Source organism: Nocardia sp. NPDC059691 (assembly GCF_042733915.1).
GTDB classification, from domain to species: Bacteria; Actinomycetota; Actinomycetes; order Mycobacteriales; family Mycobacteriaceae; genus Nocardia; species Nocardia sichangensis.
In genome coordinates this window covers 23,066-48,099 of sequence record NZ_JBHWFB010000012.1, presented here as the reverse complement: position 1 = coordinate 48,099, position 25,034 = coordinate 23,066, and the positions used below count along the sequence as shown (strand labels likewise).

Below are 25,034 nucleotides of genomic sequence, written 5' to 3'. Positions count from 1 at the left end.
ATGAATTTCTTGTGGATCCGTCGTCGATACCTGTGGATACACCGACATCGGTGGGTCAGAGCAATCGATCCGGACAGTGATCCGGCCGGGTGAGCGGGAGGCGCAGTGAGCGGTACCAGGGTATTGGTGGCGGGGGCGAGTATCGCGGGGCCGGCGCTGGCCCACTGGCTGCGCCGGCGAGGGGCCGAGGTGACCGTGGTGGAGCGGGCCCCCGAACTGCGTCCCGGTGGGCAGGCGGTGGACGCGCGTGGGGTGACCAAGGAGGTCATCCGGCGGATGGGGCTGGACGCGGCGGTGCGCGCGGCCCGCACTGAGACGGCCGGCGCGTACACCGTGGACGGGAACGGGAACGTGCTGGAGACCTATCGCGCGGACGACGATGGCGGTGACGGGTACATCTCGGAGATCGAGATCCTGCGCGGGGACCTGTCCCAGGTGCTCTACGACGACACCCGTGACGGTGTCGAGTACGTCTTCGGTGATCGGATCGCCGAGCTCACCCAGGACGCGGACGGGGTCGACGTGGCCTTCGCGGGCGGCGACCGGCGGCGCTTCGAGCTGGTGGTCGGCGCGGACGGGCTGCACTCGGCGCTGCGAGCGATGGTCTTCGGGCCGCGCGAGCGGTTCGTCCGCCACCTCGGGCACGTGCTGGCTTTCTACAGCGTTCCCAACGAGTTCGGGCTGGACCGCTGGCTGATCGACTACCAAGAGTCCGGGCGCTCCGCCGGGCTGCGGCCCATCCAGGACGCCACCCGGGCGATGGCCATGTTTTCCTTCCCCTCGGGGGACTTCGATGTCGACTATCGCGACGTCGCGGCCCAGAAGCGCCTGCTGCGCGAGCGGATGACCGGCATGGGCTGGTTGACCCCGCGCATCCTCGCGCACCTGGACGACACCCCGGACTTCTACCTCGACCAGGTCGCCCAGGTGGTGATGGACCGCTGGTCGAGCGGACGGGTGGGGCTCCTCGGGGACGCGGCGTTCAGCTCGTCGCCGATGTCCGGGCAGGGCACCGGGCTGGCCCTGGTAGGCGCCTACCTGCTGGCGGGAGAGCTGGCCGCCGCCGGGTGGGACCCGGAGGCCGGGTTCGCCGGCTACGAGGCGCGGATGCGCTCGTTCGTCGAGGCCAACCAGGAGATCGCCCAGTTGAACGCCCGCAGCCGCGACGTCCCCGGGCCGGACGCCGAGCCGAGCCCCGATTTCACCGGGGAGTGGTTCGCCGAGTTGGTCGAGCGCGCGATCAACGGCGTCGAGCTGCCCGACTACACCGGGGTGCCGGACTCCGGGGCCACGGCCGGACCGCCGATCACTGTGTCGGCCAAGCCGTAGGTGTCACATAACGTGTCGAGAGGGACGACGCTTCGGTAGGCAACCGCCGGACTACGTCCGCTCATGGCAGCCGCTTAGGGAGCCTCCCACCGGGCACCTGGGACTCGATCCTGGCCGGGATCAAGCCCTGACACCAGTCTTGAGTAGCCGCATACCGCGCGGATCTGCACTGGTCAGCGTAGCCATCGGAAGATAGCGGGCTTTGGGACTTTCGCCGGATGGCGGTGTAAAGCATCTGCCGGGTGCTTCCGGGGCGGCGTGACACCCAGTTGATGTTCAACGATTCCGTTGTGACACTTCGGTACCCGGGTGTCGATCGGGGGTGCGCAGAGGAGCGCCGACATGGTGCAAGTGTCTCAGCGCCTCGCGGTAAGAGCAGATCAACCCGGTTTCGTGGTAGGGCACGCCGATTTCGGCGCAGTAGTCGCGGACGATCACCTGGGCATGACGCAGGTTCGGCGTCGGCATACTCGGGAACAAATGATGCTCGATCTGATAGTTGAGCCCGCCGAGAGCGAGGTCGGTCAACGCGCCACCTCGTACGTTGCGGGAGGTCAGCACCTGTCGACGGAGGTAGTCGAGGCGGTCGTCGCCGGTCGAGGTCGGCATGCCCTTGTGGTTCGGGGCGAAGATGCAGCCCATGTACAGGCCGAAGAGGCCTTGGTGGACAGCGAGGAACGCGAAGGCTTTGTCGGCGGGCAGAACCGCGAACAGTGCGGTCAGGTAGGTGGCGAAGTGGACGAACAGGAGTGCGGCCTCCAACCCGCGGTGCTTTATCGATCGATTTCTGAGCGCACGTACGCCGGCCACATGGAGGTTCAGGCCCTCCAGCACCAGGAGGGGGAAGAACAGGAACGCCTGCGCCCTCCCGATGAGACGAGGCAGACCGCGACTGGACCGTGCTTGCTGCTGTGACCAGACCAGAATGTCGGGCGCGACATCGGGGTCGAGTTCCTCGTGGTTCGGATTGGCGTGATGCCGAGTGTGCTTGTCCTGCCACCAGCCGTAGCCCAGACCGATGCCGGCGTTGCCGACGACTCTTCCCACGAGCTCCGTCGGCTGCCGGAGCCGGAAAACCTGGCGATGCGCGACATCGTGCATGACCAGCGCGATCTGAGCGAACGTCACGGCCATGAACCCCGCGACCAGCAGCGTCCACCACGAATCGCCGATGAGGACGAACGCTGCCCAGCAGGCTGCGAACGCGACCCCGACGAGGCCGAGCCGGACGGCGTAGTAGACGGGACGCCGGTTCATCAGCCCCGCGTCGGAGATCCGGCGCAGCAGACGAGCGTAGTCACCGTCGGCGCCGCGCCGCGGTGACCGTGGAGATGACTCGGGGACCAAGGCAGGTGTCGTCATAGATCTTCCTGAGAGCTGAGCCGGAGACGCCACCCCTATCCGTCGACGATGTCGGCCGGTCGATGTCGGAGCGGGGCGCGGATTTCGATACCCCGAAGCTATCGGCCGGATTCTCGTTACTCGTAACCCTCTGGTATGACATGGAATCGGACTGCGGTGTGATATTCGATGTCCACAGCTGCGGAGGCGGCTGGCCGGTTGTCGGCCGACACATCCGGGTCGCCGGACCGGACGTCCGCTCATGCCGCTGATCGAGCGATGTGGACAGAACCGTTTCGTCGGATCTGTGGCGCTTGCACCGGGCAAAGCGACCGCCACCCTCCGTCGCCGGCACATATGTTGCAGTAGGGTTCCTGGGAGGTGCCGTCACTCGCTGTGATGCGGCCGGAGGCGCTTCTTTGCCGAGGATCCGATTCGAATTCAAACCTGCACTGACGCAATGGTTCTGTGAAATACTCGTGCTGTTCTCCACTGTCCGAGGAGGGCTTGATGCGATCGGTATCGCAGCTTTTTGCGGTCTGTTCCTGCTTGTTGATCGGTGGGCTGGCCGCGTGCGGGTCGCCCGATGCACCGACCACGGTTTCGCCGACCACAACCGCCCCGAAAGCTGATACGTCCAGCGCAGTGACCACCTCTCCCGACTCGGCGACTGCCAGCTCGGTCCTTTCAGCTACTCCGCCCGTATCCTCCGAGACCGGGCGGGTGATCCCCCCAACCGTGTCAGTCTCCGTGGCGAGTAGCACGACCGGAGTCATCATCCCGACAACCCCGCCCACAAACGTGCCACCGACGGTTCCGATTCTTCCGGGCAGGCCGGGCACTGGAGTCGATATCACGACGACTGTGGCGCCTCACCCAGCGACGACCAGTGAGCCCCCTCGATGAGTGGCGAAGACGCCGATTCGACTGGCCGGCACAGTCTTCGTCGAGCTCTGACCGCTGCGGGAGCCATCGCCTCGCAAGGCGCGGTTATCGCCGCAGTGCTCTACTACTTCGGCATGGTGTACACCCGCGCCTGGTACGGCTATTTCGGCGTGGATGTCGGGATGCTCGGTTTGTCCACCCCCGACTACGTCATCGGCAGCCTCACCAGTAGCTACTGGCCCGTGACCATCGTCTTGCTGGTCGTGCTCGCCTCATACGCACTTCGATCGGTTCCGCTTGCCGTTGCCGTGCGCAGCCGACGACCCGTCGCCACGCTCCGGCGCTGGACGATGGCCATCTTGATCAGCGGCGCCGTCCTGGCCACAGTCTTCGCGCTTCTGGTCATCGTCCGCGACTGGCTACCGCCGTGGCTCGGTTCATACATGCCGATCATGCTCATCGCGGCGGTCTCGCTCCTCGGGTACGCCATCGCGCTGCGGGAAACCTATCCCCGCATTTTCGGCCGCCCCGGCGCCGGTCGCAGACGCACACAATCCACCCCATGGCTACCGATCCTGGCCTTGCTGGGCTTAGGTTTCCTCGGCTTCTCGTGGGCGGTGGGCTCCTACGCCCATCAGCGCGCCATTCGCGACGCCCACCTCACCGTCGAGACCGGCTTCGGCGCACGTCCGGTCGTCCTGCTGCTCAGCGTCGATCGGCTCGCGATCGAAGGCGGCGGCTCCCAAGTTCTCCCGATCACCACACCCGGGGAGAAATACCGCTACGCCTACAGCGGGCTCCTACTACTGGCGCGCACTCCTGACCGCTTCTTCCTGATCCCGCACCAGTGGACGAAGGCCAACCACGACCGAGTATTCGTCATCAGCAACAACGACAACGTCCGCATCGACCTCGCACCCCACCCATAACAAAAGCCCACCACGATTCGGGCACAGCACGCCGGTTCCCTGATGCAGGCACACTCTCGATCCGTCGCCCACGCTGCATGCTCGCCCGATATCTGACCGGTCCAACCTACCTGTCAGTCGCCGACGAACAGGAGATATCCGTTGGCGCGAAGCGCGATCGACGATGCCCGCCTCAGCAGGTCGACCGCCTGCCGCTCGGCATCGGTCCGTACCTCGATCCGCTCGATCGGACTGCGGTGTGATACCGGGTGTCGGCGAGGCGACGGCCTCGGTCGCTGGCACGGTGCTCATCCCGATCCAGACGCCGCCACATCGAAGGTCAGCGAGACCCGTAAGGGTTGTCAGGTGGGCGATGGGTGATCGAAGCTGATTACCCGGTGTCCACCAGAAGGGCGTCCCCGACGCATTGCAGCGTACGTGTAGTGGGCTCCGCTGCGCCTTCGGCGGGAAAAGACATCGAGTAACGGCCGCCCCCGAGGTCACGCCAGGAGCCGGTCGTCGCCCGGGCCCGGTCATCGGCGCCGGGACGGTATTCGACGACGGTGCCGTCTTCTCCGAACTCGAGGCCGCACCGGCCACGTGACCGGGGAAACGGGAAGTCACGTGGCCGATAAATCGACACCGTGTCGGTGTCCTCCTCGTGGGAGTGCACCCATATTCCGAGGATGGGGATCGGTCCGGTCACCGGCGATCCTCACCGGGTCCCCGGCGCCGACCAGTGTGGCGCTCGGGCGAGGACGCCGTTGATCTCGTCGAGTAATGAACGCAACAACGCTACCTCGCCCTCGAGGTCGGCGACCGCACCCGCGCCGCCGGAGGAACTCGAATTCGTCGACGGCACGGAACGGGGTGCGGCCGCCTCGCCGCGTCCGGGCGTCGCCTCCGCGACCATGGAGGACACCGCCGGTCGCAGATCCCCGGCCGGAGCGCGAGCGGCGACCAGGAACGAGGCCCTCGGCCCATCCAGGCACGCGTTCATCCGCAAGGATTGGCCGGTGGTGAACATGAACATCGCCGCGTCGTCGGTGTAGTCCATGTAGTTCATGAACATGTCGCCATCGGGGCCGTTGTTGCAGGAAATGTGCGGGAACTGGGGTTTGCCGAAGTTCTGGGTGGCCTGGTTGGGCGTGTCGTCGACCAGATCGCCACCGGAGCAGCCGCTTCCGTCATCGCCCCAGATATGGCGCAGACTCAGCCAGTGCCCGACTTCGTGCGTCGTGGTGCGCCCCAGGTGGAACGGCGCGGTGGCGGTTCCGATTGTGCCGAAGCAGGTTGTCGCGATGACGACGCCATCGGTGTCGACGGGACCGCCAGGGAATTGCGCGTAACCGAGAATCGAGTTTCCGGGCGCGGTCTGCGGATCGGCGCATACCCAGAGGTTGAGGTATTCGTCGCTCGGCCAGGGATCGGCGCCGCCGGTCGCGGTGGCTTTCACATCGTCGGCTTCGGCGCTGAAGAATGTCTTCGCGGTGGCGGTCCGGGTGATGCCGTCGGTCGCATTGCCATCAGGATCGGTTGTCGCCAAGGCGAATTGAATTCGACAGTCGGCGATGCGGTCGGTCCAGACGGTCGGCACGCCGACGCGGTCGAGATTGGTCGCCCGGAAGTCCTGGTTGAGCACCGCGATCTGGCTCTCGACCTGGGCCGCGCTGATGTTCTCGGCCGGGAACGCGGGATTATGGACGACGTGGACGACCACGGGGATCGTGATCGGACCGGTGTGCATCGGTGCGCGCATACGGCCTTCGTAGGCGAGCGCGCGGTTCTCGAACATCGCCGAACGCTGTCGGTAGCTTTCGCTCTGTTGGAGCAGTTTGTGGTGAACTGCCATGGTGCCGCACAATTCGCGGCTTCGCGCACCAGGTGTAGGGAGATCGGCCATCACATATCCTTTCGCGAATCAGTCGGGATGAAAATCGCTCGGTATGGATGCTTCGCTGATTCTGCGGCCGTGACACGAGTAGCGACTACCTGCATCCGAGCTCACACGGCAAAGATCCGTACAACTTTGAAATATGTGGAAGGTCGGTGACGACCCCGCCGCACAGCGGTGGAGTAACAGCTCGCGCCGGTCGGCACCGGACCGCACACGGCCAAGTCCCCAAACGGATCCAGCGATAACCCCGCCCCGCGTCCCGATGAGTATCGCCGGGTAGAAACCCGTAGCCGACTACTCGTGAGACGACGACATCCGAGGCGAAGACTCGGGGAATCGGATCGTCCGTTGCGGGGCGGTTTCACAGGCAGAGAACGTTTACACGAAATGGAGGACATCATGACCGCAGGCATGGATTCGGCAGTCGTTCACACGGCGAACGAGGCAGCCGATATCAAGAAACAGGATCTGCTCGATCAGACTTCGTGGGTAGCGCATTTGTGGGCCGACGTCCCCGCGGCCATCAGCTACGCGAACTCGCCGCCGCTCTCGCAGGCGGGCACCATCGTCTTCAATATCCGGGACAACGGCCAGGTGTGGACGTACGACCTGCACTGACTCGTGTCACCGGTGAATCGTGGATCCGGTTTCACACTTGCGGGCTGTGTGTGACTGGCATGAGTCGCCCGGCTTGGTATGCGAAGTGGCGTCGGCCTCGTCGGCGGGGTCGTCGCCGCTGGTGGTGATGATCCCGAAATAGCCATGGCGCAGAGCAGAAAATGATAGTGCCCTCGGCGGGCCACGCACAACATGGGCAACTGGGAAACTACTGGTCATCGTGGGTACCTACCCGGTCTGATAGTCATGGTGCGCCCGCACGGATCGGTTCACCGCTCCCATATTCGTCGTTCCCCGGGGGCGGGGCATGTCGAACAGGGGAACGGGATCACAAACGCTGGCCGACGTACAAGCTGGCCTACTGATGGGCAATCCAGTTCATCTCTGTTGCAGCTATGCCGCGGCGCCCTGCCTACCAGGGTTTGGCCGTGGTGCCGTCTGCCTCGAGCCCCCACACGAGCAGGCTCTCGTCTCCGCGTGCCTCGGCCAGTGTTCTTCCGGCGGCTGGGCTTCCTGACAAGGGTGACCACTCTGGCGTGTTTATCGCGCACAGCGCTAGCCGTTCGGCTGTGGCATGGTCACCGCGTTGCAGCAGTTCCTGGCCGAGGGCTACCAGTCCAGTGGAGTTTCCTAGCTCTGAGGCAGCCATGGCCAGAGGCTCCGCTTCTTCGAACTCGCCACGGCGCGCGTGGAATCCAGCGAGCGCAGCGTACGCCGTTGCGACTTCCTCGTCCTCCTCGGCGAAGTCCGGCGGCAAGTCGTCGCCGTCGCTCGGCATCGGCTCGCGTGGCTGCTCTGTTTGGTCGATCAAGCGGTGGGCTGCGATGCGCTCGCCCAATGCGGTCAGGACGTCGTGCAGTGACCTGATGAGCTGCGGCCACGCGTCGGCGATGGCCGCAACCTGGTCGTCCAAGTGAAGTGCACCGGACAGTCCTGCCAGCAACTCCCGGGCCGCGTCGTGGGCACCTGCCCACGCGTGGCTAAGCGCGATGCGCAATGTGTCCTCGGGCGTCTTGGGCTGCGGCACGCGTGCGAGCAATCGCCGAGCCGCCTCCTTGTCACCTCTGTGCTGTCGCTCATCGGCGAGTCCTAGGAGCGCGTCGAGGTGACCGCAGCCCGCAAGGGTCATCGCAAGTTGCTCGGCGCCTTCGAAGTCGTCAACGCTGTCCCGAAAGTCGACCAGTGCTGCCATCGCATCCCACCGCATCTCTGCGGGCAAGTCGCGAATCATCTGCTCTGCTTCATCGGGGGAGTCGAAATCTCGACATTCAGCGATGGACACCGTCGCCCTCCATGACCCCAACTCAGTGGCCTCCCGCGCGACCGATTCCGCGCTCTCCTTCTCCCCGGCTTCTTCCAACAGAGACACCAGCCACTCGAATGCTTCTAAGTCTCCCAGGTTCGCGGCCTGACGAAGTAGTGCCATTTTGCTTTTGGGACTTCGACGGTGCCCTGGGCGCGCCAGAGAGGTCAGTGCCTGCGGCATACCTGCGTCGGCGGCGAGTCGTGCGAGTCGTTCGGCGGCGTCGGGGACATTCCAGCGTTCGAAGTGTTCAGCGAGTTCATGTAGACGTTCCGCCGCGGACCCGGCCGTTTCGTACAGGTGCGCCGCGATCCGCAGCCGGAGTCGGTCGGCGGCTCCGTCGGCCATCTGGATTTTGCTGTCCGAATGCGTCTCGGTCTCGGCGACGACCGTCCAGAACTCGGCAGGCGGGAACTCGAACCGGCGTTGAACCCGGCCCGTCTCGTCCAGAAAGTCATCGAGCCGATAGCCGAGGAGATTCCGGTGCAGTACCGGGCCGCTGGCCGGGCCCGGTACGATCAGGTTCGCGACCGCCGCCCCGAACCAGGATGGGTCATCATCGGTGCTTTGGCGATCAGCCCCGGTAAGGTAACAGCGCGCGATAGCAGCCAGGAACGTTTCCGGGAACCATTCGCCGTGCCCGAACCTGCGGGCATCCATCACTGCGTGAACCACTGCCTGTGATGCCGCGCTGGCCGTCTCGTAGCGCTGCAGGAGATCCGGCGTCCCGGCCAGCTCCTGGGTTATTGCTGTACCGGTCACTCGACTCGCTGCGGCCGTAAGCAGGGGGTTGCCCGATTGACGTGCCATGGTGACTTCGGCATTCGTAAAGCTTTCCGGTACACGCAGGTAGTTCCCGTTTAACAGCCGCCGCGCTGCGGCGAAACGGTCGGCCTCTGCTGTTTCTGGTCTGTGGGTGAGCTCCTGCCAGTGCTCAGGCCACAATGTGCCCAGCACAAGCACTGGCGCTCGGGAGTCGTCCGCAATGAGTTCCAGCAGCGCGGTGGCGATTTCGGTTCGGACGTCGGCCCCGGGGTCGTGCAGGTAGCGCTGTGCCTCGTTGAGCCACACGATCGTCCGCGGCCCAACGTGCTTCAACTCGTCCAGGAACCGCCTGGGCGGTAACGGGTTCACCTCTGGCCATACCCGCCATCCGGCCTCAGCCAGGCTCGCCCTCCCTGGATCGGTCCCGCGCCGGTGCAACGCCTCGTAAAGTGCTCTGGTCTTGCCCGTGCAGGACCCGCCGATAAGTACCTTGCACGCCGAACGCGCTGCTGAGCCCATCGCGTTAGCGACTAGTTCATCGAGTTCGCGATCGTGGGCGCGTACGATGTACTCAGGTAGCACGTCGGCGCCCGCTAATGCGCTGTGCACCTCGAGGTCCGCTGCGGCGAAGGTAGTTACCGGCGCGCCAGGCTCTCGGCGTGCCTGGCGGATGCCTTTCACGGCAGCATCGCGTAATGGTTGCACTGCGGACCCGTCCAGGAGGTGGGTTTCCGGCACCCGCAGCTTCCATTGGCTTCCGTTGGACTTCTCGACCGTCGACTCCGTTACCAGCTGCCAATAGCACAGCCGATGTTCCAGGTCGACCAGTACTATAACCACGGGGATCGAGAAGTCGAGCCAGTACTTGAAGTGCATGGCGTCGTCGCGGAACCACCAGCCGCCCCCGGCAGCAGGTGAGTCGAAATAGCTCCGGCCGGCCTTGATCTGCAGTGCCACCAGCCTGCCGAGCACCGTTTCATCGTCGACTACCTCGATGTGCGCGTCGATCCCGTAGTCCTCGAACGGTTGCTCCCGAAATATCCAGCGCATGCCAGTTTCGACCGCGTGCCTGGTCTGGGTGACCCCGGCACTCGCGGTCTGCGCGGAGGCAGGACGACGGACCATCCCGCCATCTTCGCGCAAGCGCGACTACGCGAATTTTCAGGTCGGAAAACTCGCTGAGCACCTGTGTCTCTGGACGGACCGCGAGCACCGTTGGTGTGCAGAGGCTTCGAGGGGCCAGCTACTTGCAGCGGGGCACCTATGCATTCTTCCGATCCGAGCGGCCAGCGGGCAGCGCTGGCCAACCACCGCCACCGCCAGAACGAAGCATGTATGCGCGATCTCAGCGAGGGTCTTTTCCTCAAAATGGTGATGCTTTTCGCGATATCAGCCTGACGGACAAGGCCACAAAGGGAAGGCTCAGTACGACATCCCGTGGTTGAGCGATCTTGGTCGGACGTGGTGTTTCGGTGAAGCAGCAGGATTGACACCGATGGAGGTGATCGCTACGGTCCAGCCATGACTGATGGGGGAGCTTCAGCCTCCGGCGCAAGCATTTCGGTTGTGCCAGAGGAGGTTCGAGAGGTTGGGCAATACACCTACGAGCTAGCGGAATCCTTGCAGTCCGCCCTGCGGTCCGTAGCTCAGGACGTCGCGGCTTTGCTCGACGGGGGCTGGTCTGGCGGCGCAGCGACCGACTTCTCCGCAGGGTGGTCCGAGGTCCGCGATGGGGGAGTTCAGATCATCACGGCGTTGAGGGAGATGGCTGAAAAGCTTGGTGTTTCCGCCCAAACCTACGAAAGCCGCGACTGCACCAACGCATCAGCGTTGAACACCTCGGCATCCAGCCTGGAGCTTCCATGAGCGAGTTCACCGTCGATGTCGACCACCTGGACCAGATCGTCGCTAGGTTGTCCGGCCTGGCCGGATTCATCAGTGATCACCTCGACGACATCGACGACAAGGTAGCAGGACTCACCGGTACCGGTTGGGAAAGTATCGCAGGCCGGGCCTATTTCGAAGCGCATACGAAATGGGTCACAGCCGCACGGGAGTTCGCGGAGGGTGTCCGCGACATGAGCGACGCCGCCCGCAAGGCACACACGAAGTACATCAACGCTGCCGAGGTCAACAAGCAGATGCTCAACGGCGGATAACGCCCATGGGATGGACCATCGATTCCGGCATCTACTTCGATGCGGCCAAGAAATGCCAGCTGCTCGCCAGCGACATCTCTCTCGCGTTGGGTCCATTGCTGTCCACGTTGGTCCACGAGTGCGGCGGAATGGCAGGCAACCACGAGAAGTGCCAGGCATGGATCACCGCCTACGACCAGTACGCCAGCGATATAGTCCAACTGACAGCGGCCCTGGCGAACGCACTGCAGCGATACGGCGATGTGCTTGCCGCCACCGGCTACAACTGGTGGCAGGCTAACCGCTCCACCACCAGCGGCACCGAACCGACACGTCCAACAGAGTCCCAACTGCTGTACGACACCGGGATGAACCTCCCCGCTACCGCCAAGGGAGACAACGGATCCGGAATCGACAGCCCGATCACGGGCCTACTGGAGAAGGTCGGCAAGATTCCCAACGGGGACGTCACCAAGTTGCACACTGCTGCGGAGGCGTGGAAAACGTTCTCCGAGCACACGAACATCACCGGGGCCGCAAAGCGGATCAAGGGCATCAATGCCAAGTTCGCAGACAGTACCGACCCGAACATCATTGCGATCGAAGAGAAGCTGTCAACGCTGCAGAAGGCCGCGGAACTGTTGGCTCAGGCCGCGAAAGCGTTATACGGCCCGGTCCAGGGACACTACGACGCTCTCGACAAAATGCGCTCCGACATCCAGAAAGCTGTCTCCGACGCCAACAAGGAGCTCGCCGCATCGATAGCTGTCACGATCGCGGTCGTCGGAGTCCTAGCCGTCGTAACTGGCGGTGTAGCCGCTGGGCCTGCCGCCGCTGGTGGCGCTGCGGTGACCACAGAAGTCGTCACGGCGACGGCAGCGGTTATCCGCACTGCCGTTCATGCCAGTGACCTCATCCACATCTACGAGGCGGTCACCTCCGTTGGTTCTGCCGGCTCGGGGGTGTTCTCGGCCATCCCCGACCTCTCTCAGGGCGGCACCAAAGCCGCTCTCGACGGTATCGCGGCAATGACGATCAAGCTGACCGATGGTGGCAGTGGCGGGAACCAGTGGGACAAGGTGGAGGGGGCGAAGCCCAACCCGGCGAAGATTACTATTTCTCAGAAACGGCGGATCCATATCCTCGACGGCGACGGGAGTGACGACATCAACGGTGGTGGGCACGCGCCCGGGACTGGAATGCCCAACAAGACCGAGTTCCCTGACACCGATGACTGGGAAGACGACAAAATCATCGACCGAATAGTCGACGTCGCGAAGAATCCGGACCAGCCGCCAGTCCTCCAGGACAACGGCAACTGGAAAGTCAACGGCACCCGCAACGGCGTCCAAATCGAAGTCATCGTCGCTCCTGACGGCTCAGTCGTGACCGGTTACCCCATCGGCGGCGAGGGTGTAGTCAGGAACGACGCGAATGGCGACCCTATCAAATAGGCTAGGAGAGCGATGAATCCGGACAGGGCGGCACGAGAAGCGCGAAAGCGTCAGCGAGACCCGCAAGCTATCGAAGCCCGTAACCGTCGGCTCAACAAGATGAGCAAGGACTCGCGAGACCTTCTCGAGAGCGTCGCCGACCGTCTGCCTCCTGACCTGGTCGACAGCTACCGGACCTATAGCGACGTTGGTGAGTGGGCGATGCTGGTCGACGTGCTGTGCGCCAGTCTGATCAAGCGCCGGATCCCGGTCACTGAAGCGGAACGCGATGCTGTGGCGAACGTGCTCGGCCAGTTCAATCTCCCAGTGGAGGGATACCGCTACCTCAACGATCCCCAAGGCGTGCTCTCAGAGCTTAACGTGGTCACCGCGTAGATCCTTATGTTCCGATCGCGGCGGACGGCGGAGTCGTGCGCGGCGGCGGTGCGGTTCCGACTTATATCTCCGGTAGCGGTTTCTTGGTCAGGGTAGCTGCCGGTACTGCGCCGCAGCAGGCCGGGTGGTTCGACTCCTGAGGGGCTCTAGGGTCCAGGGCGGGTGCGTAGTACATCACCCCGGCTGGATGGTGGGCCTATCGTGTGCCTACAGATTTCGCTACTCCGATCTGGCTGGCGAATCGCCGTCACGGGATGCAGCCATTGCTCGTTCCTGATGAGATTCTTTCGCCGAGAGCGCCTCTGGGCAGTCAGAGCGCCCAAGACGGTGAGGGCGGCGGGATGGCTCGACGGTCTGGCGTCGACAGAAATCAGCAACCCGCGTTGTTGCTGGACGTCGCTCTTCCATCGTCGTCATCCTTGAGTGGGCCTGGTTACTCTTCGGATCTGGAATTTTTGAAGTGCAGTGGATTTTTGATCGGTGACGGATGTCGAGGCCCTTCTGATGGAGGGCTGGCCGCGCTGAGGGTTTCGGGCAGCGCTCGCAACCGAATCCGGCCACGAGCCGCGAACCGAACGCAGCTCTAACCGGTCCTGGATTGCTAACGGAGCTTGAAGATCGGTTATGTGGCCGCTGTTCTGATCTTCAACGGGTTGATCGGGTAGACCGGCCGTCCCGTCCCGTCACGCGCAGCGCGGCCGCCGACGGCCGCAGTCGTTCTCGACCTCAACCGGAATCGGGCCGTCGCCGGCCTGGGCGAGTGGTTCCAGCAACTGGGCGAACCCGAACGTGTCGACGCCGACATGGGCGCGCGTCCCAACCTTGCCGCTGTCGTCGACGACGGCCACATCGTGATGGGCCTTGAGTCAGTCGATGCCACAGTAGGAACTCGATTCCTCACCGCTCCTCCAGTTTCGCACTTTGCGCGAGCGCGGCGGGGTCGAGCGGCACTCTAATGCCTCGTCAAGCAACGTCGCGTAGGTAATCCGGTTGCCGGATTTTCGAGCTGACGGCGAAGTCGCGGATCGGTCCGGCATGCTGGTTATGCCAGCGGATGTAGTCGCCGATGGCGGTGTCCTGCTCGTCGTGGCTGCGTGGTCGGTGCCGTCCAGGGCGAAGTATCGCAGCGCGGCGAACTCGCACTCGATGCGGTTGAGCCAGGACGAATAGGTCGGCAAGAACACCAACTCCATGTCGTTCTCGCCGCACCATTGCCGAACCTCGCGACGCTTGTGGACCGAGTAGTTGTCGCAGATCAGATACAGTTTCTCGCCCGGCCAACGAGCTCGAAGGGACTTCAGGAAGGCCAAGAACTCCGTCCACCTTTTCCGGTCACGGATGCGGTAATACAACTGCCCGGTCGCCAGATCGAGCGCACCGAACATGTGCCGCACGCCGTGGGTGCGCCGGTAGGTGGCCCGCAGTCGTTTGGGTGTGCGGCGGGCGAACCAGCCCCGCCCGGGACGCGGTTGCAGGTTCAACGGCCCGAGCTCATCGACACAGACCACCCGCCCGTCCGCGGGTGGGTGGTCGTAGAGGTCGAGTACCCGGGCCATCTTGGCGATGAAGTCCGGATCGTTGGCTGGCCTTCCATGTCTTCGTGGCCTGCCACGACACCCCACCGGCCTTCAGGATGCCGCGCAGCGTTTCCCGGCTGATGTCGACGATTCCATTGATACGCAACACATCCGCCAGTTTCGACAGACTCCACGTACAAAACGGCCAGCCCAGGCCGGGCGATATGACAGATCCGCTCACGCGTTTTCGGATCCGTCTTGCTCGGCATGCCCGGCTCCATTTTGGGTCCAACGCACCGAACCCGACCTCGTTGAAGTCGTGAATCACTTGCCGCACATAGGCTTCCGAGACCTGCATCAGCTTGGCGATCAACCCCACCGGCTGCCGTTGCGCCGAGGCCATCACCACGATCGCCCGCCGAGCCCGCACCGGTTGCTTGCTGGTCTTGGCAATCCGCGGCACGCGGCGCCCCTCCTCCGGGGACAACTCCCGCACGAACACATCCGGCCTACGAGCCACCGGCACCACCTCCACCGAGCAGCATCGCCGGTCAAACCCCCCGATTCAATCCGCCACCCCGGCGATTACCGCATCAACCTTCTCGGACGAGGCACTAATCACAGCACTCGGCGGTCCCGACATCTCATTAGCCGTCCGTGACCACAGCACACCGCAGGACCTGCTGTCGCAGAGCTCGAAGGCTCAGGAAACCTCCCAGGAGGTCGCTCCTGCGGCGAGCTCGAGCAACGGAATCCCGCCACCAACCAAGGCGATTCTGCCGTCACGCGCGCCGCTCCTTCAGAAGACGTCGAACACCGGAAGCTTCCAGGCATCGCCTGACAGCAACTCCACCGGACCGTCTCGACGTCAGTCAGAACCAATCCCTACTACTGATTATGAGGTCGACTATTCGGTGGATGGTCTTGGGAGATGCTTGACGGTTTGTCGTCAGGAGACGCCGCCCTCAGGTGCGTGATCAGGTTGTCGTAGGTCCCTGCCCGCCGGCGGGGCACATAAGGATGGGGGCCGGGGTTGACCAGCGGTTTTCGTGGGAACGCTGACGATCGAAACGTGGCAACCTCTCGTAAATCTCACTCGACGGCCGGAAGCTCCTGTTGGTATAGCACTGCGGACGCACTTTCGTGAAGAAAAATACTGGACCCTTCCATCGGGATTAAAGGCTACCGAGCCTTATCCATTCAGTATCTTAGTAGCATGCGCCTCGAAATCATTAAGGTCCCACAGGCGAAATGGAACTCCAGAAATTGAAACTGCCTCAGCTACGAGAAGCGGGTGCGCGACACCCCCTCGACTCCAGTCTGGCTTTTTATCGTTGGTTACCATGACAACTGCATCAATATCGGTAGGTTCGACTTTCGCTAGGCCGTAGAGAAAATCTGCCCATACAAAGAAATCTCCATAGTTGCTAGCATCGTCTTTGAACCCGGGAGGCGTCTTTGTTTCTTTGCGAACCTTTGCCAGTTGATAGAACTGCAGACGTGGTACATAACTGGTAGCAGCAACATCGCGGAGGACACTCAGCGTGCGGTCAAAATTCTTTGCCGAATCGGGATCGATCCATTGACCATGAAGTCTAGTAAAGTCTTCGAGTGCATCCTGAACCCTTTCCCCGAGCTCGCCAGTATGCTGGCCAATACCAGCCATTTCCTGCCTTAACTCTTCGAGTTTCTTTCGGACCTTGCTAGCCTTCGGCTGCACGCCAGACAGGGCATTGTTCCAAGTCTCCTGAATGACCTGTCCGGGAATAATCACTGGGCCTTTGTTCTGCCTCAGGTAGTCAACCGCGTTGTCACCTCGCGTGCCGTTCAATCCAATCCGGTAGATGGCGTTGGTATCGAATCCAAAGGCTATTCTGGTATTACCAGAGAGACCCGGCCTTCGCTTTGGCTGATCAAGTCCGTTATACAATTCGTCAAGGGCAGATATTTCGCTACTACGATTCATCACTGACCATACGCGCATTAGCTCGGGCCTGAAAGGTGCGTTGAAAATTCCTCCCGTCCCGTGGCTCAATTCAATCATGTCAGTCATACCAAACGTCCGCCGCTTTCGAGGCCAGCGAGCTCCCCACGTCCTCGATAGAAGCGACGTCCCAACTCTCATAGGATGAAATCTTGTCACGCCACTCCCCGTTGATACCACGAGGCAACAGGTCATCCTTGAAGCCCGCCCAAGTCGAGCTATTCATCGGCCGCCTGGCGGTCGTTGCTATGAAGGTATTGCCAATAGTCGATGCCCAGTATGCAACGCGATCCTCATCCGACTCCGTCCAATCTGGAGCATTTCGAGGCTTGATATAATATAGATAGCCTGCAAGCTCTGGGGTAATTGTATTTTGCAACACCGACAATCGCATGACCTTGAGAAGGCCCTTGTTCATGGACCGGCGTCCGAGTATCTCCTGAAAATCGTCGATCCCAGGATTGAGATCATCCAAGGATTCGATAGCACCTTGCCATGAGCGCTCGCTGGCAATCTGCTTGGCAGCCTGCCCGAATCTCTTTTCCACACTCCCTGTTCCAAGATTTCCGACTACCGCTCGCCTCACTACCAGCTTCAAAATTTCCCGCATTCCGTCGGCGGATTCAGGCGTTTCTAGCATTGCCAGAAGAATGGGGCGGACAGACACTACGTTGAGTTCATTCAGGACAGAGAATACGGCCAACTGGTTTTGGTCAGCCGGCCCAGCGAGAGTTGGATCCATGGTTTGTAGATAACCAAGAAGATTCTCCTGAAGCGTGCCGAGCAGCTCCCCCCCATCGATCGGCTCGGATGGGGTGACGTTCCTACCTGATAAAACGTCGTATAGATCGCGCGGTGGAACATAACCCTTAGCTGGAGTAATAGCGTGGCGAATATAGTTCACAAATGCGCCAGAATTCTGCCCGGAAAACGAGCGGGCTATGCGCTGCCACTCATCGTATCGTCGCCGATGTTCATCACCGGTCACATCTTTTAGGACATAGCTTTTCAGCAGGTCCGCCGTCGTGAGCCCTCTACCGCGAGTATTGACTACTTCAAATACTCGATAAGCTGAAGCGGGATCGGGGTGAGTGAAAACGGCAAAGTACAGCCTGTTAGTCAGAAAGTCGGCCCATAATCCCAATCGCTTAAATGAATCTTCGTCGAGATCTCCAATAAGTAGGTCACTCAGTAGCCGATATGCGTACAGCACCAGCTTTGAAAATGAGTCATCTTCATCTCTGATGTCTTGCAACTTCTCAGCCGGGTGCGCAAGAGTCTTCTGCAATATCTCATTATCAGTCTTCGACGAAAGCGCCAGTCGAGGAAACACCTCTTCCGACTCAAAGTCTATGTCGCGCAAAAAGGTCGAATCAATCCGATCGGCGAGGGCCTTGCGGTTGAATTTAACCGCCTGGTGATAAATGGCCGACGCGAGGAGAGTCAACGTGAAAATTCGCTGCTGGCCATCAACTACGTCCTTAGTTTTACCATCTCCCGTGAAAATCACCAGGCCTAGGAAGTAGGTGTCGTCGCCGAGCGATTTTGATAGGTCACTGAAAAACTCCCGCACCTCGCTCTCGGTCCAGGCATACTCTCTCTGAAACTGCGGGACGCTGAACCGCCCGCCAGCGAACAGTGAACCAGCCGTGGTGGACGAGGCTGCCAGAGGAGTCTCCATGCCGAAACCATATACTGCACAGCTGATTTGAGGGCACTATACGGCAGCGTCGGTGCCAGCCACTGCAGCTCCACAGCCTTTGCCCTGCCGTGAGCTGCGGATTTCATGGCAATGTCGAGGCGGCTTGGGATCCGCCAGCCGGAAACCGCCTTTGGCCGGGATGTTCGACTTCGGAGCAGCTCAGTCCGCTCGACTCCCACCTGGCGGGCGCTGGCGTCGCACGGCCTGGGCGGTGGCGGCGGGAAATGCCTACTGGATCATGACCCGGCAGACCGAACTGTCCTACGGGCGACGCGCTCACCTCGACGAACTCCTCGCCACTTGCTCGGCGATGACCGATCTGGCCTGGCTGGTCGCAGAGTTCGCACAGCTGATGACCGAGCGCCGTCGGCAGCGAGTTGGATGCGTGGATGAAGCAGGTCCGCGAGGCGCGGCTGCCAGAGCTCGATCCGTTACTGCGCGGCCTCGACGAGGACCATGATGCTGCGATCGCCAGGCTCACCCTGCCCTACAGCAACGGCCCGTTGAGGGCGTAGACACAAACCAAGCTGATCAAAAGAGCAAGTGTATGGCCGCGCGGGCTTCCCACTCCTACGCCACCGCGTCCTGCTGGCCTTAAACTCAACGTCCGCCACCGGAAGTGGACCAGAGCCCGTTTACCGGGCTCGGTGCACATTCGGTGGTAGCCGTGGACGAGTGCTCGCCACGCGGATCATGATGGCGTGCCGGGTCTGTCGGCCGGTCCCGGATGTGCCTGGTCGGTAGCACTCATGTTCAGCCGGTATCCGGACCGCAGCCCGGACGACCACCGAATGTGCACCAGAGCCGTTTACCGTACAGTCCCTCATCGGGGGATCCAGGCTTAGAAGAGTGCCTTGATGTGCTGGCTAACCGTCGCCCAGTCGAGGTCGGGTGTGAGGTGGCTCCATGAGATGCGGAGCGCGCCGGCGACTCGCTCGTCGGGGAGGTTCATCGCGGACAGGACGTGGCTTGGTTCGTAGCGCTGTGACGTGCAGGCCGAGCCGTTGGAGATGGCGATGGTGCCCTTGAGCGCAAGCATGACCGCTTCGGAGTCGAGACCGGGCAAGGCAATGTTCAGGGTGTGGGGAACAGTTCGCTCGGGGTCGCCGTTGATTTCGCCGCCGAGCTCAAGAAAGGTGTCGAGTACGGCTTGCCGGTAGCGCAGGTTGGCGGCGGTGCGAGCGTTGTGTTGTTTGCCGGCGAGTTCGGCGGCGGTACCGAGACCCGCGATCAGTGCTACTGGAAGGGTGCCGGGCCGTATCCCGCGTTCCTGGCCACCGCCGTACATGAGAGGCGTGAGGGGCGGTTTGCGGAAGCCGCGTCGTCGGGCGATAAAAGCGCCCACGCCTTTGGGTCCGTAGATTTTGTGCCCCGAAATGCTGATCATGTCGATACGCGGGCTGTGCAGAAGGCTGAGTTCCTTGCCAAAGCCCTGGGCTGCGTCGACATGGAAGTACGCGTCGTGCCCATTGAGTACCGTGGCGATCTCGTCGAGCGGTTGAATGACACCGGTCTCGTTGTTGACATGCATTATCGAGACGAGGAACGTGTCGGGGCGTAGGGCGGCTCTGACGTCGTCCGGATCGACCCAGCCGCCCGGTGTCGGGGGTAGGAGGGTGACCTCGAATCCTCGGTCGCGCAGGACGTCGAGGGGTTCGAGGATCGCTTTGTGTTCAATCTGGCTGCTGATGATGTGTCGTCGACCCACCTGCTGTCCGTGAGGGGCCAGTCCCAGGAGGGCGAGGTTATCGGCTTCTGTTGCGCCGCTGGTGAACACGACTTCGTCGGGGGTGCATGCAACAATGCTGGCGACCTGCTCACGAGCGAGTGTGACCCGCTCCTTGGCGCGTTGCCCGAATTCGTGAGTGCGGCTGCCAGCGTTTCCGAACTCTTGGTCGAGGTAGTAGCTGACCTCTTCCTGGACTCGGGGCTCGATCGGTGCGGTCGCGTTGCAGTCGAGATAGACCGCGCGTGTCGTAGCGTCGTCCGAGGTGTCTGCTGTACCACGAGTCGTTCGTGTCGAAGCTGCCATAGCACGCTAGTGTACGCAGGATGCGCACACCCCGTACGGATCTGGGTGTCTGCTTGTACGCTAGATTTGGCGCGTCAGTATGCTTGACAGGAAGCAAACACCCAAGGAAACATACGTCATGTCGATCAGCCGATTAGACCCGAAGGAGGCTGCGGTGGCGGGTCGTGCCTTCTACGGGTACGTGTTCCCGACCATCCGCGGAGTCCAGGCCGGGCGCGAGTTCTACGTGACCATGTTCCCGCTGCGTCTTATACCCCGGATGTTTCTGTTCGATGAGGAGGAGTTGCAGCCGGCCCTGCGCGCTCAACGAACACTGAACAAATCTCGAATCCCCGAAATAGCGCAGTACATCTTGGATAACCCGACCGGGTACACCTTCTCCGCGCTGACGGCGTCGGTGGATACCGACCTCGACTTCCAACCGTTCGGCGCCTCGGGGGCTGAGGGACAGATCGGGATCATGAGCATCCCGATGTCCGCGCGGTTCGTCATCAACGATGGGCAGCATCGGCGCGCGGCGATCGAGCAGGCGTTGCGGGAGAAGCCCGAAATCGGGGATGAGAGTATTCCGGTGGTGTTGTTCCTCGATGTCGGACTTGCTCGATGTCAGCAGATGTTCACCGATCTCAACCGGTACGCGATCCGGCCGGCCCGGTCATTGACGATCCTGTACGACCAGCGTGAGAGTGCGGCACAGATCGCGCGGGCGATCGTCTTCCGCTCGCCGGTGCTCCAGGACCTGGTCGAGATGGAGCGAAGCAATCTGTCCGCGCGGTCGAGGAAGCTTTTCACATTGTCGGCGCTCTACACCGCAACCAAATCGCTACTCGACGGGTGTGAAACTCGGACGATCGATGAAGCGACAGAGTTGGCGTCGGCCTACTGGGATGTCGTGTTCGGTCTGTTTCCCGAGTGGATACAAGTGCACAAGCGGAAGGTTTCCGCCGGGGATGTTCGGCGAGACTTCATCCACAGCCACGGTATCGTGCTGCACGCGCTGGGCAATATTGGACGCACTCTGCTGCAAGAGACGCACGACCCTACGGTGTGGATGCGGCGACTCACCCCGCTGTCGGATATCGACTGGTCTCGTATGAATACCGCTCTCTGGGAAGGTCGGGCCCTGGTGGGTGGGAAAGTCTCGAAGTCGACCACCAACGTGGTGCTTACGACCAATGTTATCCGCGAGGCATTGGGTATGTCGCTGAGCGAGGAAGAACAGCGCGTCGAAGACGCACATCGACGAGGAGAGAAATGAAACCCGCTGCCTCCCGGAAGAACTCGGCATTCGCAGAAGAAGGCTTCGCAGCAACGTTGGATCGGCTGGCGCGCGAGATCCAGGAGCTCTATCTCGCCGACGGGATCCCTTGGGTTGTCGGCTACAGCGGCGGTAAGGATTCCACGGCCACGCTGCAGCTGGTGTGGATGGCGTTACAGGGGTTGCCAGCCGAGCACCGGACGAAGAAGGTCCATGTGATCTCCACCGACACCCTGGTGGAGAACCCGGTCGTCGCAGCGTGGGTCACCAACTCCCTCAAGCTGTTGGGACAGGCCGCGCAGGAGCAACAGCTGCCGATCGAACCGCACCGCCTGACTCCGGAAGTGAACGACACCTTCTGGGTGAACCTGATCGGGCGCGGCTACCCTTCGCCGAAGCCGAAATTCCGTTGGTGCACTGAGCGTTTGAAGATCAAGCCATCGAACGCGTTCATCCGGAGAGTGGTACGTAAACACGGCGAGGCGATCCTCGTGCTGGGTACCCGCAAAGCGGAGAGTTCCGGCCGGTCGGCCCGCATGTCGTCGTTGGAGAGCAAACGTGTTCGGGACAAGTTGAGTCCGAATGTTAATCTGCCGAACTCGCTGGTCTACACACCGATCGAGGACTGGTCCAATGACGACGTGTGGCTGTCGCTCATGCAGCGTCCGAATCCGTGGGGGTACTCCAACAAGGAACTGCTGACGATGTATCAGGGCGCGTCATCGGATGGTGAATGTCCGCTGGTGGTCGACGCAAGCACACCCAGTTGCGGCGACAGCCGCTTCGGTTGCTGGGTATGCACTCTCGTCGAGAAGGATAAGTCGATGTCGGCGATGATCCAGAACGATGAGGAGAAGGAGTGGATGCAGCCCCTGCTCGAGTTGCGCAATGAGCTGGAGGAGCTGCGGGGAAAGGAACAGCGCGACTTCCGCCGAATGAACGGCTCCGTCCAGCTGTTCCACGATGAGCCGATTCTCGGTCCGTACAAGCAGGATTGGCGTGAACGATGGCTGACCAAACTGCTCGAAGCCCAGACGTGGATCCGGAGGAACGGGCCGACGAATGTCGGAACCATCGAACTGATAAGCTTGCCCGAGTTGGAGGAGATCCGACGCATCTGGGTGATCGAGAAGCACGAGTTCGAAGACACCCTTCCCCGCATCTACGAATCCGCTGTCGGTGAGCCGTACCCCGGGCGCCCGATGGATAACCATCTTGCCCTCGGCCCGGAAGACGTCGCGTTGTTGCGTGAGCTGTCCGAGGGCGACGAGCTGCATTTCGAGCTGGTACGCGAACTACTCGACATCGAGCAGCGGCACCGGTCGATGACCCGGCGCGCTGGCCTCTTCGACGCATTGGAGCGGTCGTTGCGGCGCGGTTTCTACACTGACGCCGACGATGCGGTCGGTCGGGTCAATCTCCGCCGCGATACCCCTCAACAGCTGAGCGAGCAGTACAACCTGGACTTGGGCTTGGAGCCCAGCATCGCAGATGCTGTCGAGACACTCGATGCTGAAGGGGCGGACGCACCGTGATCTTGGATGAGCTCGTACTCCGCAATGTCGGGGTCTTCGGCGGACACCATCAAATCACCCTGACTCCACCGGATCCGCGTCGACCGGTCGTGGTGATCGGCGCGCTCAACGGCGGCGGTAAGACCACCGTCCTGGAGTCACTGCACTTGGCATTGTTCGGTTCGCTGGCCCGCACCGCGTCACGGCGTTCCTCCAGCTATCAAACTTACCTGCGTCGGCTCATTCACAACAGTGTCCCCGGCAGCGAGGGCGCTGGCGTCGAGCTGGCGTTCCATGTCTACCAGGAAGGGCGACGACGCAACTACCGGATCGTGCGAACGTGGACAGCCACCGAATCCACCGTCCGCGAGCGCCTCGACGTGCTGGTCGACGGCATGCCCGATCGGTCCCTCACCGACCGGTGGGCGGAGCAGGTTGAGGCATTCGTGCCGAGAGGTGTCGCGGAGCTGTTCTTCTTCGACGGGGAGAAGATCGAGACACTCGCCGAGCTGGACAACGCCCGCGACATGCTCAAGACAGCGATCGGTGCGCTTCTCGGCTTGGAGTTGGTCGATCGATTGGCAACCGATCTTTCGGTGATAGAACGAAACTACCGCGCCGACTTGGCGCCGCCGTCGATGCACAAAATGCTCGACGCCGCTAACCGTCGCGCGAAGGACGCCCACAAGGCGGCTACTGCCGCGAAGCAAGAAGCCGCCCAGTGTCGGACGATCGCCGAGCGCGCGGAGAACAAGCTTCGACAGCTCGAAGAGCAGCTACGAATGGAAGGCAGTGAGCTGCTAGTCCGTCAGCGCACCCTGGAAGACGAGAAGGTCCGCCTCGAAAAGGCGCTGAAAGCGACCGATACCCGTCTTCTCGACCTTGCGAATAGTGTGGTGCCACTCCGTCTGGTACGTACACAGCTGGTCGACGTGCTGGGCATGGCTGAGCGGGAATTGGTTGCCGATGAGCAGAATCAGGTCATCGGCGTACTCATCAAGCGCGACGCGGACATCCTCAACCGTCTCCGGTCCCAGCGGGTCAAGAAGCAGACCATCGACGACCTGGAGTCGTTCCTGGCGGACGAACGCCACACGCGAGTCGCCGTGGCCGGGATCGAGCGTGTCGTACAGATGGGTGCCGAGGACACCTCCCGCTTGCGGTCGCTGGTCGACCACGACCTGGACCTGGTCGGCGAGCAGGTCACCACCGCTCTGACCGAACGCGACCACCTCGTCCGCCAGCTCGACGAGGTCGTCCATACCCTCGCCGCGGTACCCGACAGTCGCGCGTTGGACACGCTGAGCGCACGACGGGACACGGCGCTGGCTGAGTGGACAGCAGCGAGCAGCGCTGCAGCTCAAGCGGAAGGCTTGGTAGCCGATGCCGACGCACGAGCCGCCGAGCAACAGCGCACGGTGGAGCGACTGCTGCAGAAGGCCACCGAGGAAGTGGCCGAAAACGACGATGCCCGGCGGATCATTCACCACAGTGAGCGGGTCCGCGGCACACTCGCCGCCCTGCGTGTCGAGGCAACCCGCCGCAACCTCCAGCGCATCGAATCGCTCGTCATCCAGGCACTGCAGCGGCTGCTGCGCAAGGAGCGGCTGGTTACCGACCTGAAGATCGATCCGGAGTCCTTCACTATCGAGCTGCGCGGCCACGCCGGGAACGCCGTTCTTCCGCAGCAACTGTCTGCCGGCGAACGGCAACTCCTCGCGGTGTCGCTGCTGTGGGGGCTCGCCCAAGCCTCGGGTCGGCCCCTTCCGGTGGTCATCGACACGCCACTGGGCCGACTCGACGGCATACACCGAAGCCACCTGGTCTCGCGGTATTTCCCGCAGGCGAGTCACCAAGTGATCCTGCTGTCGACCGACCAGGAAATCGACCAGGCCGCCTGGAACCAGCTCCAACCTTACATCGGTCACGCCTATCGGCTCGAATACAACAGCGACACAGGACATACCACCACTGAACCCGGCTACTTCTGGCCCGAGCCGACACCCAGCTGAGC

At 62.3% G+C, this 25,034-nt stretch carries 20 protein-coding genes; 11 read left to right on the top strand and 9 right to left on the bottom strand.

Features of this window, described 5'->3' with window-relative positions; translation table 11 throughout:
• The first annotated feature begins 105 nt into the window (after positions 1-105).
• Complete coding sequence (locus ACFV2O_RS25175; RefSeq protein WP_379253922.1) at positions 106-1,329, top strand: FAD-dependent monooxygenase; 1,224 nt, start codon at positions 106-108, stop codon at positions 1,327-1,329.
• A gap of 276 nt (positions 1,330-1,605) precedes the next feature.
• Here ACFV2O_RS25175 and ACFV2O_RS25170 read toward each other — a convergent pair whose 3' ends face one another.
• Positions 1,606-2,691 carry a fatty acid desaturase family protein gene (locus tag ACFV2O_RS25170; protein WP_379253921.1) on the bottom strand — a complete coding sequence of 362 codons (1,086 nt, stop codon included), beginning with the start codon at positions 2,689-2,691 and terminating at the stop codon, positions 1,606-1,608.
• Between the two features lie 881 nt (positions 2,692-3,572).
• Here ACFV2O_RS25170 and ACFV2O_RS25165 point away from each other — a divergent pair.
• Positions 3,573-4,484, top strand: a complete 912-nt coding sequence (locus ACFV2O_RS25165) for a hypothetical protein (RefSeq protein WP_379253920.1) — start codon at positions 3,573-3,575, stop codon at positions 4,482-4,484.
• Between the two features lie 694 nt (positions 4,485-5,178).
• On the opposite strand, the gene ACFV2O_RS25160 is transcribed toward ACFV2O_RS25165, so the two are convergent.
• Positions 5,179-6,258 carry a zinc metalloprotease gene (locus tag ACFV2O_RS25160; protein WP_379253919.1) on the bottom strand — a complete coding sequence of 360 codons (1,080 nt, stop codon included), beginning with the start codon at positions 6,256-6,258 and terminating at the stop codon, positions 5,179-5,181.
• Between the two features lie 501 nt (positions 6,259-6,759).
• Here ACFV2O_RS25160 and ACFV2O_RS25155 point away from each other — a divergent pair.
• Entirely contained in the window at positions 6,760-6,978 is a 219-nt protein-coding gene (locus ACFV2O_RS25155) for a hypothetical protein (protein WP_355079985.1), read from the top strand.
• 412 nt (positions 6,979-7,390) lie between these two features.
• Here ACFV2O_RS25155 and ACFV2O_RS25150 read toward each other — a convergent pair whose 3' ends face one another.
• Positions 7,391-10,171: a DUF4365 domain-containing protein gene (locus ACFV2O_RS25150; RefSeq protein ID WP_379253918.1), complete on the bottom strand. Its 2,781-nt coding sequence runs from the start codon at positions 10,169-10,171 to the stop codon at positions 7,391-7,393.
• 396 nt (positions 10,172-10,567) lie between these two features.
• Between ACFV2O_RS25150 and ACFV2O_RS25145 the strand changes: the two genes are divergently transcribed.
• The 4 genes from ACFV2O_RS25145 (at position 10,568) to ACFV2O_RS25130 (ending at position 13,013) form a co-directional block, all read left to right on the top strand.
• Positions 10,568-10,912 carry a WXG100 family type VII secretion target gene (locus tag ACFV2O_RS25145; protein ID WP_379253917.1) on the top strand — a complete coding sequence of 115 codons (345 nt, stop codon included), beginning with the start codon at positions 10,568-10,570 and terminating at the stop codon, positions 10,910-10,912.
• Positions 10,909-11,205 carry a WXG100 family type VII secretion target gene (locus ACFV2O_RS25140; RefSeq protein WP_379253916.1) on the top strand — a complete coding sequence of 99 codons (297 nt, stop codon included), beginning with the start codon at positions 10,909-10,911 and terminating at the stop codon, positions 11,203-11,205. Before ACFV2O_RS25145 ends, ACFV2O_RS25140 begins: the two co-directional genes overlap by 4 nt.
• Before the next feature lie 5 nt (positions 11,206-11,210).
• Complete coding sequence (locus ACFV2O_RS25135; RefSeq protein WP_379253915.1) at positions 11,211-12,638, top strand: EndoU domain-containing protein; 1,428 nt, start codon at positions 11,211-11,213, stop codon at positions 12,636-12,638.
• Positions 12,639-12,737: 99 nt separating this feature from the next.
• Positions 12,738-13,013 (top strand): hypothetical protein, encoded by a 276-nt coding sequence (locus ACFV2O_RS25130; RefSeq protein ID WP_379253914.1) that lies wholly within the window; start codon positions 12,738-12,740, stop codon positions 13,011-13,013.
• Between the two features lie 683 nt (positions 13,014-13,696).
• On the opposite strand, the gene ACFV2O_RS25125 is transcribed toward ACFV2O_RS25130, so the two are convergent.
• From ACFV2O_RS25125 to ACFV2O_RS25105, 5 genes are all read right to left on the bottom strand, one after another.
• On the bottom strand, positions 13,697-13,861 hold the full coding sequence (locus tag ACFV2O_RS25125; protein WP_379253913.1) for a hypothetical protein: 165 nt from the start codon (positions 13,859-13,861) through the stop codon (positions 13,697-13,699).
• A gap of 18 nt (positions 13,862-13,879) precedes the next feature.
• Positions 13,880-14,569 (bottom strand): IS630 family transposase, encoded by a 690-nt coding sequence (locus ACFV2O_RS25120; protein WP_379253912.1) that lies wholly within the window; start codon positions 14,567-14,569, stop codon positions 13,880-13,882.
• Positions 14,505-14,993, bottom strand: coding sequence for a transposase (locus ACFV2O_RS25115; protein ID WP_379253911.1), 489 nt, complete (start codon positions 14,991-14,993; stop codon positions 14,505-14,507). Before ACFV2O_RS25115 ends, ACFV2O_RS25120 begins: the two co-directional genes overlap by 65 nt.
• 729 nt (positions 14,994-15,722) lie before the next feature.
• Positions 15,723-16,583 carry a PIN-like domain-containing protein gene (locus ACFV2O_RS25110; protein WP_379253910.1) on the bottom strand — a complete coding sequence of 287 codons (861 nt, stop codon included), beginning with the start codon at positions 16,581-16,583 and terminating at the stop codon, positions 15,723-15,725.
• Positions 16,576-18,195, bottom strand: coding sequence for a DUF262 domain-containing protein (locus ACFV2O_RS25105; RefSeq protein WP_379253909.1), 1,620 nt, complete (start codon positions 18,193-18,195; stop codon positions 16,576-16,578). The genes ACFV2O_RS25110 and ACFV2O_RS25105 overlap by 8 nt, the downstream gene beginning before the upstream one ends.
• A 410-nt stretch (positions 18,196-18,605) precedes the next feature.
• Between ACFV2O_RS25105 and ACFV2O_RS25100 the strand changes: the two genes are divergently transcribed.
• Positions 18,606-18,731, top strand: coding sequence for a hypothetical protein (locus ACFV2O_RS25100; protein ID WP_379253908.1), 126 nt, complete (start codon positions 18,606-18,608; stop codon positions 18,729-18,731).
• A gap of 326 nt (positions 18,732-19,057) precedes the next feature.
• On the opposite strand, the gene dndA is transcribed toward ACFV2O_RS25100, so the two are convergent.
• Positions 19,058-20,248, bottom strand: coding sequence for a cysteine desulfurase DndA (dndA, locus tag ACFV2O_RS25095; protein ID WP_379253907.1), 1,191 nt, complete (start codon positions 20,246-20,248; stop codon positions 19,058-19,060).
• A gap of 118 nt (positions 20,249-20,366) precedes the next feature.
• Between dndA and dndB the strand changes: the two genes are divergently transcribed.
• Genes dndB through dndD form a run of 3 tightly spaced genes read left to right on the top strand, consistent with a single transcriptional unit; the run spans position 20,367 to position 25,032 of the window.
• Positions 20,367-21,506, top strand: coding sequence for a DNA sulfur modification protein DndB (dndB, locus tag ACFV2O_RS25090; protein ID WP_379253906.1), 1,140 nt, complete (start codon positions 20,367-20,369; stop codon positions 21,504-21,506).
• Positions 21,503-23,041, top strand: a complete 1,539-nt coding sequence (gene dndC, locus ACFV2O_RS25085) for a DNA phosphorothioation system sulfurtransferase DndC (protein ID WP_379253905.1) — start codon at positions 21,503-21,505, stop codon at positions 23,039-23,041. Before dndB ends, dndC begins: the two co-directional genes overlap by 4 nt.
• On the top strand, positions 23,038-25,032 hold the full coding sequence (dndD, locus tag ACFV2O_RS25080) for a DNA sulfur modification protein DndD (protein WP_379253904.1): 1,995 nt from the start codon (positions 23,038-23,040) through the stop codon (positions 25,030-25,032). Before dndC ends, dndD begins: the two co-directional genes overlap by 4 nt.
• Positions 25,033-25,034: the final 2 nt, after the last annotated feature.